Annotated in this window: 5 protein-coding genes; 1 reads left to right on the top strand and 4 read right to left on the bottom strand. The window is 68.0% G+C overall.

Annotation, left to right across the window (positions count from 1 at the left end):
* Positions 1 to 55: 55 nt before the first annotated feature.
* Positions 56 to 4,408 carry an endo-alpha-N-acetylgalactosaminidase family protein gene (locus tag DY023_RS11545; RefSeq protein WP_245958672.1) on the bottom strand — a complete coding sequence of 1,451 codons (4,353 nt, stop codon included), beginning with the start codon at positions 4,406 to 4,408 and terminating at the stop codon, positions 56 to 58.
* Positions 4,409 to 4,581: 173 nt separating this feature from the next.
* Here DY023_RS11545 and DY023_RS11540 point away from each other — a divergent pair, with 173 nt between their 5' ends.
* The gene (locus DY023_RS11540) at positions 4,582 to 5,619 is read left to right on the top strand and encodes an FUSC family protein (protein ID WP_116242493.1); all 1,038 of its coding nucleotides are present in this window, start codon (positions 4,582 to 4,584) and stop codon (positions 5,617 to 5,619) included.
* Positions 5,620 to 5,626: 7 nt separating this feature from the next.
* On the opposite strand, the gene DY023_RS11535 is transcribed toward DY023_RS11540, so the two are convergent.
* From DY023_RS11535 to DY023_RS11525, 3 genes are all read right to left on the bottom strand, one after another.
* Positions 5,627 to 6,538, bottom strand: a complete 912-nt coding sequence (locus DY023_RS11535) for a sugar ABC transporter permease (RefSeq protein ID WP_116242476.1) — start codon at positions 6,536 to 6,538, stop codon at positions 5,627 to 5,629.
* Positions 6,538 to 8,160 (bottom strand): ABC transporter permease subunit, encoded by a 1,623-nt coding sequence (locus DY023_RS11530; protein WP_116242475.1) that lies wholly within the window; start codon positions 8,158 to 8,160, stop codon positions 6,538 to 6,540. The genes DY023_RS11535 and DY023_RS11530 overlap by 1 nt, the downstream gene beginning before the upstream one ends.
* A gap of 61 nt (positions 8,161 to 8,221) precedes the next feature.
* Positions 8,222 to 9,448, bottom strand: coding sequence for a sugar ABC transporter substrate-binding protein (locus DY023_RS11525; protein ID WP_116242474.1), 1,227 nt, complete (start codon positions 9,446 to 9,448; stop codon positions 8,222 to 8,224).
* Positions 9,449 to 9,503: the final 55 nt, after the last annotated feature.

Raw genomic sequence — 9,503 nt, 5'->3', positions numbered from 1 at the left:
CGGATGCCGCACCTGCGGCATCCGCCCCCTGGTTTCACCTGCCCCGCGGGGCCACCTACGAGGCGCAGGTGAGCTTGGCGTCCGCCCAGTCGGCGTGATCGCGGTAGTTGACTCCGTTGGTGCCGACGGAGAGCTCGAGCTTCTCGACACCCGTCACGTCCACAGTGATGGGCGTGGCCGGGTCGTCCCAGGTGACGGAGCCGGTGTCGTGCAGCACCTTTCCGTCACCGATCACCTGGAAGATCACGTCGCCCTCGCCCTTCTCGTCCTTCGAGTCATCCAGGCCGACCTTCGCGGTGAAGGTCGTGCACTGACCGCCGAGGAACAGCTCCACCGAGGAGTCGGCGTGCGTGCCGAGGCCCTTGTCGAAGGTCACTCCGCCGATGGTGAGGGGCGAGCCGTCGCCGGCCGCGTCCTCGCCGTTCGACATGTCGCGCTCCACCGGACCCCAGCCGTTCTCCTCGCTGAGGAAGGGCAGGTCGCTGACGTAGACGGTGCCCTTCGGCGCGGTCGCGCCGCCGCCTTCGCCGCCACCGGGGTTGGTGTCCTCGCCACAGGTGAAGGTCGCGTCGGCCCAGTCGGCGTGGTCGTTGCCGTTGCCGTCTCCGCCGTCGCCGACGACCAGTTCGACGTACTGGCCTCCGGTCACGTCGGCGGTCAGGTCGAAGGTCGTACTGGTCGGCTTCATCAGCGGCGAGGTGACGACGGTCTTCCCGTCGACCTTCACCGAGAACACGATCGATCCGCGGGTGGGCTGCGCGTCGTCGACGCCGACCTTCGCGGTGAACGACGTGCAGTAACCGCCGAGGAAGTACTTCACGTTGCTCGGCGCGTGCGCACCCAGCCCCTTCTCGAAGACCACCCCGTTCAGGGTCAGCGGCGTGCCGTCGCCGGCGCCCTGCGGGCCGTTGGCGAGGTCGCGCTCCACCGGGCCCCAGCCGTTCGTCGCGCTGACCCAGTCGTGGTCGCTCGCGTAGACGGTGCTGGTGGGCGGCTTGGGCAGTGTCTTCACCTGGGTGGTGTTCTGCACGGTCCTGGTGCCGATCGGGTCGACGGTCGTCGTGTACGTCGCGGTCGCGGCGATGTCGTACGTGCCGTCGGCGGATGCCGGTGCGGTGATGCGCCATTGGGTGACGAGCGTGCCCTTGGGCGCGATCGTCGCGGCGGTCGCCGGGGTCACAGCCTCTGCGGTCCACCCCTCGGGCACGTCCAGCTTCACCGAGACATCCGAGATCGCGGCCGACTCGTCGGACGTGAACGTGGTCGTGTACGTGCTCGGCGTGCCCTGCTGGATCACGTCGCCGGTGAGCTTCCCGCTCAGCTGCGCGCATGCGGGGATGGCGTCGGACTCACCCAGATCCTCGACGAGGAAGTCGTCCAGGATGAGGTCGGCGTCACCACCCGCGATGCGCTCCAGGCCGACGAAGGTGTCGCCGCAGGTGCTGGCGTCGACGATCTGCTCGAACCGTGTGGTCTCGTGCACGGCGCCGAACGGCGTGCGCTGGGTGACGCGCGGACCGGTCGCGGAGTCGTAGCCGGTGACCCAGGCGTACTGCCCGGCCTCGGTCGACTGGTGGTCGAACGAGACGCGGTAGCGGTGCCCGGCCTGGAACGGCACGGTGTACTCGCTGGTGCGGTACACCAGGCCGGAGTTCTCCTGGTGCGCCATCAGCGACCACTCGCCGTTCAGGATGTTGTCGATCTTGCGGCCGTTCCACCCCTTCTGCGTGTAGTCGTTGCGCTTCGCGATGTGGGTGCGCGGGTCGTTGGCGCCTCCCGCGGCGCCCTTCAGGAACGGACCCCATCCGGCATCCACGTCCTCGAAGTCCTCGCTGGCGATCACGTCGCCGCCGACCTCGGGCGCTGCGGCCTTCACGATGCGCACGTTGTCGACGCGCACAGCCGCATCGCCGTCAGCGGCGGTGATCTTCAGCGTCGGGCGGGTGCCGTCGGCGGGAACGGTGAACGGCACCTTCAGTCGCTGCAGCGTCGTGCCGTGCCATTCATCGGCCCCGACGTAGTTCTGTGCGTTCGACGAGTCGATCGTGATGGCGGCATCCGCACCGCCCGGCACCTGCACGCCGAGCTTCACCTCGCGGATCTTGCCCTTGTCGATGCCGACCCAGGCGCTGGCGGTGTACTCACCGGCGGGCAGCTCGCCGAGTCGCTGCTGGATGGATGCCTCGCCGGCGCCGATCAGCGCCGCGCGGCGGCCCAGGCCGTCACGCTCGATCGTGACCTCGCCGACCGGGTTCCAGGCATCCGGCGTCGTCTCGTTGAAGCCGGGGTCGACGACCGGTGTGCTCTGCCCGAAGCGGGTCTTCTTCGGCAGGCTGCTGCCGGCATCCGCCTTCGTGCCGGCGGCGAGCACGTACGGCTGGCCGGCCGTCGCTTCGATCGTGACCTTTCCGTCCACGACCGGCACGTCGGCGACCTTGGTGCGGCCTCCGTCGCCGAGCGAGAACAGCTGCAGGGTGGCGTTGCCCGCGAACTCCTTCGTGAGCGTCCACGTGGTGCTGCCGCCTGCGGGGTTGTAGTGGTAGAGCTTGTCGGTCTTGCCGCCGTCCTTCGACGCCCAAGGCAGCAGGTAGGTGCCGCCGTGCAGCACCTCGGCGCCGCCGACCGTGATCGACCGGCTCGCGGCATCCGTGCCCGTGACCCGCACGTCGCCCTCGAGGTCGATCGCCTCGTCGGTCCAGCGCGTGATCTCGTGGTGCTGCAGGAACTTGGCGGGGACGTTCGCCGTCCACACGTTCTTCAGAAAGCCGTTGAAGTCGTTCTGGCCGGTCCAGCCCTCGAACTCGACGATGTGGCTGGTGCCGAGCCGGGGGTCGGGGTTCCAGACATCCGCCTCGGTGTTGTTCACGAACCGCAGGATCTGCGAGTTCACGCCCTTGTTGGTCGAGCCGCCGTACTTCTCGTCGTTGGCCCAGTGCGACCAGGTGTTGTTCGCCGGCAGCTTGTCGGCCCACTCCGAGCCGACGCGGAAGCCGTGGTCGATCAGCGACTCCTGGATCTTCTTCGCCAGCCATCCGTACTGGTAGTAGACGTCGACGTAGACGAAGTCGAGGTTGTCGTTCGTGGCGTCGGCGAGCTGGCCGATGCGCTTGTCGAGCCGACCCGAGTTCGTGTCGAAGCGCTGGTCGATGTAGTACGACTGGTCGAGCCAGTTCCAGCCCTTCGCCTTCGGGTCCATGATGTCGTCGCTGAACGAGTTGGCTTCGGGGTAGATCTCGGTGGCGTTGATGTGCACGCCGAACGAGGCGTTCCACTTCTTGCCTGCCTCGAGTGCCTCGTTGAGCTCGTCCAGTCCGCCGGCGCGCTCGTTGAAGTTGTCGCCGTAGTCGGTGTTGGCCGAGTCGTGGCCCTCGCTGGTGTAGCCCTTCAGCATGGCGACCTGGCCGAGTCCGTCGGTGTTCAGCGCGATGCGCTTCACGTCGTCGAGCGTGCGCAGGAACGGGTGCGTGGCCTGCGAGGCGAAGTTGAACGGGATGTGGGTGATGACGTTGTCGGGGGTCTGGTCGCCCTTGAACGGGGCGACGCGCAGGTCCCGCAGGGCGATCGCGCCGTCCTGCCAGTCGACCGTGCCGTCGGCGTTGGCGTCGGGGGTGATGGCGACCTTGACCCAGGGCAGCTCCTCGGGCTCGGGCGCCTCCGCGGCGCGGTACAGCCACTGGCCGCTGGAGATGCCGACCTCGACGTCGTCGCCGTCCTTCACGGCCTGGCGCCAGAAGTTGCCGGAGTCCTTGTTCGCCGGGCCGCTCGAGCCGTCGTACATCGCGTTGGTGGTGAACGCCGCAGCGAGCTGACCGGTGTTCGCGATGACAGCGTTCGACGACACCGGTGCGGCATCGACGGGCGTCTGCGCCGTCACCGGGATGAAGACGTCGCCCGACTTCGCGCGGTCGACCGAGATGTTCGCCGCCGAGACCGCCGAGCCGGCGTCGGCCGACGACACCGTCACGAGGTTCTGGCCGGGGATGCGCAGGGTCGCGACCTTCTTGCCGGGATCCTGGATGCCGGTGAACTTCAGCGTGACGACGTTCTTCTTCACGCCCAGTCGCGCGGTCAGCGTCACGCCGTCGAGCGCGGTCGGGGTCAGGACGTACTCGACGGTGCTGTCGTCGATCTGCGTCGAGGTCACCGTCACCGGCTGCGCGGTGCCGTTGATCTCGATCGAGGTGAGCGCGGTGTCGTTGCCGCGCATGACCGCACCGCTGGCGCGATCGACGTACTGGACGACCTGCGGGAAGGCGCCGGAGGCGTGCACCTCGAGCGCGCCGGTGCGCAGCACCAGCTCCGAGTCATCCGCCGCCCATGCGGGGGCCGTGCTGAAGGCCGAGAGCCCGGCCGCCACCACCACGCAGGTGAGGCCCACCCCCGCCCAGCGTCGCTGCGTTGTCTTCACCCTGGTTCTCCTTCGAATCGGCGTTCGGTCACGATGATCGCAGATGATGTTTGCGGAAACAAGACCTATTTCATGATCAGTCCGCCGGGCGATCATGATCATGGCACCGGGAATGTCAAGCGCTAACACAACGGCGCACGGGCAGCCGGCGCCCTGCGAGTACCGTGGTCGGCATGCGCATCACCGCCGCGATCCGCTCTGCGAAGCGCGCTCCCCTGCTGCAGGTGGTCAAGTCCGCCATCGCGACGATCGCGGCATGGCTGCTCGCAGGGTGGGTGGTCCCCGGACAGCTGCCCGTGTTCGCCGCGATCGCGGCGCTGCTGGTCGTGCAGCCGAGCGTGAACCAGTCGCTGACCAAAGGACTCGAACGCAGCATCGGCGTGGTGGCCGGAGTCACGATCGCGATGCTGCTCGGCATGCTGTTCGGATCGTCCGGGTGGATCATGCTGCTCGCCGTGCTCGTCTCGCTGCTCGTGGCCTGGGCGTTCCGCGCGTCCTCCGGCACCGGGAACCAGGTCGCGATCTCGGCGATGCTGGTGATGGCGATCGGATCGATCAGTGCGCAGTACGCGTTCGCCCGCATCGTCGAGACGCTGATCGGCGCGGCGATCGGCATCATCGTGAACGCCCTGATCGTGCCGCCGACTCTGGTGGCCCCGGCCCGACGCGATCTGGGTCTGCTCGGCGCAGAGCTGGCGGCCTCGCTGGATCGGCTCGCCGCTGCGCTGCCTTCCGTGCAGACGCCGGCGCAGCTGCACGATCTGATCCTGCAGGCGCGCCTGCTCCGCCCGATGAGGGATGCCGCGGAGGCATCCATCTCTGCCGGCGAGGAGTCGCTCACGCTCAACCCGCGCCGCTCCGCCCATCGCTCGGAGCTGCGGGAGATGCGCACCATGCTCGACCGGATCTCACCCGTCGTCACGCAGGTGATCGGGATGACCCGCGCCTATTTCGATCACTACGACGACACGATCGCCGCCGAGCCCGCCGCTGCCGCGATCGCGGAGCAGCTGCGCCGCGCGGGGCACGATGTGCGCCTCGCCGCGCAGGTCGCCGAGGTCGCACCGGAGTCGTTGGCGCTGACCACCGCCATCCCCGCGCTCACCACGCCGCTCGTGCTGCGCGCCCCGGCATCCGATCACTGGATCCTGATCGGGTCGCTGATGGAGGACCTGCGCCGCATCCACGGCGAACTCGCCGGGGAGGCGTGAACGGAGCTCAGCCCTTCACGGATCCCTGCGTCAGCCCGCCGACGATGTACTTCTGCAGCGAGAAGAACAGCGCCAGCACGGGGATCGCCGCGACCACGACTCCGGCCGCGAACAGCCCCCAGCGCGAGGTCAGCTGATTCGACACCCACTGGTACATGCCGACGGCCAGCGTCCAGTTGTCCTCGCTGGTCAGGATGATCTTCGACAGGATGAAGTCGCCGAACGCGGTGAGGAACGACAGCAGCGCCACCACGGCGAGGATCGGCACGACCAGGGGCATGATCAGCCGCCAGAAGATCTGCGCGTGCGTGGCACCGTCGATCTTCGCCGACTCGTCGATCTCGATCGGGATCGTGTTGAAGAAGCCGTACATCAGGAAGGTGTTCGCACCCAGCGCTCCGCCGAGATAGACGCAGATCAGGGCGATCTTCGAGTTGATTCCGAGCGCCGGCACGACCTCACCCAGCGTCAGCAGCATCAGGAAGATCGCGATGAACGCGAGCGCCTGCGGGAACATCTGCAGCACGAGCAGAGTGGTCAGGCTCGCGCGACGACCGGAGAACCGGAATCGCGAGAACGCATAGGCGGCTGCGGCGCCCATCAGCACCGAGCCGATCGCCGTCGCGATACCGATGAAGAGCGTGTTGCCGAACCACAGCCAGTACTTCGACCGGCCCAGCGCCGCATAGTTCTCGACGTCGATGACGCCGAACAACGCGCCGGATGCCGCCAGGCTGCCGTTCGGGTTCAGCGACGACGACAGCACGTACACGAGCGGGAACGCGGCGAAGAACAGTACGCCGACGGCGAGGATGTACTTCCAGCCGACGTCGCCCCACCAGCGGCGCCGGCGGGCGCCGGCTCGGGATGCCGCGGCGTCGGCCGACCCGGTGACGACTGCTCTGGTCTGCGTGGACATCACTGGTACTCCTCGAGCTTGCGGGTCTGGCGGAAGCTCAGCGCCGAGATCACGCCGACGACGATGAAGGCGATGATCGAGAGCGCGCTGGCCAGGCCGTAGTCACTGGCGCCGCCCGAGACTCCGGACACGTCGTAGATGGCCGACACCAGGATGTCGGTCGAGCCGAGCGCGTACGGGGCGCCGGGGATCGCAGGTCCGCCGTTGTTGAAGGTGTAGATGACGGTGAAGTTGTTGAAGGCCACCGCGAACGAGGCGATCAGCAGCGGCGCGGTCGAGACCAGCAGCAGCGGCAGCACGATCGTGCGGAAGCGCTGCCACTTGTTCGCGCCGTCGATCTCGGCTGCCTCGAGCGTGTCACCGGGCAGCGACTGCAGCGCGCCCGTGCACACCAGGAACCAGTACGGGTAGCTGAGCCACACGTTCACGAAGATGACAGCGGCTCGAGACAGCCAGGGATCACCGAGCCAGTTGATCTGCTGCCCGAAGAAGAACATGTCGTTGATCACGCCGAACTCGGCGTTGAACATGCCCCGGAACAGCAGCGCCGCCATGAACGCGGGGAAGGCGTAGGGCAGGATGAACAGGGCTCGCAGCCAGCGCCGGCCACGCACGCGAGGATCGTTGTAGACGACGGCGAGGCCGAGTCCCAGCCCGAAGCTCAGCACCACGGACAGGATCGCGAACGCGAACGTCCACACCGTGACGGAGCCCAGCGCCTTCGCCAGCCCCGGGTCGGTGAACAGCCGGATGAAGTTGTCGAAGCCGACGTTGACGTACCATCCGGTCGGCAGCGCCGTGCCGTCGTCGGAGACGAACGAGCCGCGGTCGGTGGCGGTGTACACCGTGCCGGTGGTGGTGTCGGTGATGGTCTGCGCCTCGGCATCCCACACCAGGGTCGACTGGTACACAGCACCCGATGATCCGTCGCGGGTGCGCACGGATCCGTCGTTCGGGTCGTCCGAGACGGGGACCCGCAGTGCGGCGATCTGTCCCTGCAGGGCGGTGTCGCTGAGCACGGTGGCACGGGGGATGACGGTCCACCCCGGAACCGCCGTGGGAGCCCCGGAGGTGCCGATCTCGGCATCCGGCGCAGCGGAGAGCGGGGTGGTCTCGGAACCGACCTGCACTTCTCCGTCCTCGTCGACGATCGCGAAGCCGAGGCCGGCGGGGTTCTCGACGACGGCCAGCGGATACGTCGGCGATCCCTCCACGCGACGCTCACCCTGGATCAGCGTCGCCTCCACGGCCTGCTCCTGGCTGCCGATGTGTCCTGAGCCGTAGTTGGTGAAGGCGATGTAGGCGGTGTATCCGAAGATGAACACCTGGAAGACCAGCAGGAACACGAGCCCGGGAAGGATGTACTTCAGAGGCAGCGCCCGCCTGGTGAAGTACACCCAGTCGGCGATGCCGACGAGCACCACGATCGCGCCGAGCACGATCCACGACTCCACCCGCCATGCGGCGATGGCGGTCATCACCCCGAAGGCGTTGATGAGCGCCATCAGCACGAGCTTGGTCAGGAATCCCCAGCCCGGCCCGCGAAAGCTGCGGGCATGCGATTCCTGCCTGGGCGGCGCCTGCGGTGTCGCTGCCTGCGTGGGCGGTGCCTGCGTCGGCATCCTGTCCTCCTGTCTGCGGGATGCGGGCCGGAGGGCGCATCACCCTCCGGCCCGCTGTCGGTCAACCGGCGGTCGCGGCCTCGACGTCGGCGACCATCTTGTTCCAGGTCGCCACCGGGTCGGCGCCGTTGATGATCTGCACCTGCGCGGCGTTCCACAGGTCCCACACCGAGCCCATCTCGGGGATCGAGGGCATCGGGACGCCGTTCTGAGCGGATGCCACGAAACCGGCGATGATCGGATCGGAGGAGACCTCCTCGGCCAATGTCTTCCACGCCGGGATGCGCGGGTCGGCCTCGTACAGGGCGCGCTGCGCGCCCTCGGTGCCGAGGTAGTTCACCAGGAACTCCTGCGCGAGCAGGGCGTTCTTGCTCTTGCTGGACAGGTAGAACCCCTGCACGCCCACGAAAGGCGCGGCGGTCTCGCCACCGGCGGTCGGCACCGGGTTCACGGCCAGATTCATGTTCTCGTACACCGGGATTGCCCACGGGCCTTGGATCGTGTACGGCGCCTTGCCCGACATGAACAGCTCGTTGTTGATGTCGTAGTCGACCGTGGTCGAGATGTAGCCGGTGCCGCTCTTGCCGTTCGCACCGAGCCACTGCGCGAACGCCTCACCGGCGTCGCCGCCCATGCCGACCTCGCTGGTGTACGAGCCCGCGTCGTCCTGCACGAAGACGGGTGCGCCGAACGAGGTCTGGAACGGGTACATCGTGTAACCGTCGCCGGTCTCGCCCTCGGTGTTGATGACGAACGGGCGCTCAGAGCCTGCGGCCTTGCCCTTCGCGATCATGTCGTCCCAGGTCTTGGGGGCGTCCTCGCCGACGAGGTCGACGTTCTGCACGAGCGCGATGGACTCCAGCGAGTATGGGAGTGCGTACAGCTGTCCGTCGTAGGTCATCGCATCGATGGCGACCTGCTCGAAGCTCTCGGCCTTGTCGCCGAGGTCCAGGGTGTCGACGACGCCGGCCGCGACGAGTGCCCCGAGCCAGTCGTGCGCCCCGACGGTGATGTCGGGACCCTCGCCGGTCGGCACCTGCGCGATGAAGTCGTCGCGGAGGTCCTCGAAGTTCTTCTGCACCAGGGTGACCTTGGCGCCGGTCTCGTCCTCGAAGTCCTTCGCGGCTGCCGTGATCGCGTCCGCGCGCTCGGCGTCGGTCCAGATGACGAGTTCGGCGCCTTCGCCGGACGGCTTCTCGTCCTGCTGCGGTGCGGACGAGCTGCTGCATCCGGTCAGGACGAAGGCAGCGGTCAGCGCGAGCGCGCCGACGGCCATGTACTTGCGCATGCGGTGTTCCTCTCGGTTGTGGCCGGCGATGAGCCTCGCTGCGCGAGCCGCATCG

It is taken from the genome of Microbacterium bovistercoris, from assembly GCF_003387575.1.
Classification (GTDB): Bacteria; Actinomycetota; Actinomycetes; order Actinomycetales; family Microbacteriaceae; genus Microbacterium; species Microbacterium bovistercoris.
Note: the sequence above shows the minus strand (reverse complement) of the source record. Positions and strands in the feature narration are given on the sequence as shown.

Bases quoted from the DNA above. Each gene is read 5' to 3' on its own strand.
- DY023_RS11540 (WP_116242493.1), top strand. From the start codon at position 4,582: ATGCGCATCACCGCCGCGATCCGCTCTGCGAAGCGCGCTCCCCTGCTG.
- DY023_RS11535 (WP_116242476.1), bottom strand. From the start codon at position 6,538: ATGTCCACGCAGACCAGAGCAGTCGTCACCGGGTCGGCCGACGCCGCG.
- DY023_RS11530 (WP_116242475.1), bottom strand. From the start codon at position 8,160: ATGCCGACGCAGGCACCGCCCACGCAGGCAGCGACACCGCAGGCGCCG.
- DY023_RS11525 (WP_116242474.1), bottom strand. From the start codon at position 9,448: ATGCGCAAGTACATGGCCGTCGGCGCGCTCGCGCTGACCGCTGCCTTC.